The sequence below is a fragment of the Bartonella sp. AA81SXKL genome, assembly GCF_042196945.1.
Taxonomy (GTDB): Bacteria; Pseudomonadota; Alphaproteobacteria; order Rhizobiales; family Rhizobiaceae; genus Bartonella.
The window spans coordinates 338-618 of record NZ_JBHIRH010000335.1 but is presented as its reverse complement, the minus strand read 5'-3'; the positions used below and the strand labels follow the sequence as shown (position 1 = coordinate 618).

The window sequence follows — 281 nt, the reverse complement described above, 5'->3', positions numbered from 1 at the left end:
GTGCTTTTAATCTGTTATAGGGGCAAAAGTATAGAGGAAGATTGTGCGCGCCAGAATAATAAAATTTTTGAGCGGAATTTTTATTACAATTGTTGTTTTATTTGAAGTTGGTATTCTCATTTTACCTTATCTTGTGTCGACAGATACGATTCGTATTCGTTTAGCGCAGGATTTGAGTGTGTGGACAGGCTATAATGTGGAATTGCGTGATCCACCGCGGTTGAATATTTTTCCTTATCCTAAAGCATATCTTTCCGGTATTACTTTAATATCAAAAATGA

Annotated in this window: 1 pseudogene; it reads left to right on the top strand. The window is 35.2% G+C overall.

The window, feature by feature from the left end:
• Window positions 1–43: 43 nt before the first annotated feature.
• Window positions 44–281 (top strand): annotated as a pseudogene (locus tag ACFINZ_RS11525) (AsmA family protein); the annotation flags it as partial.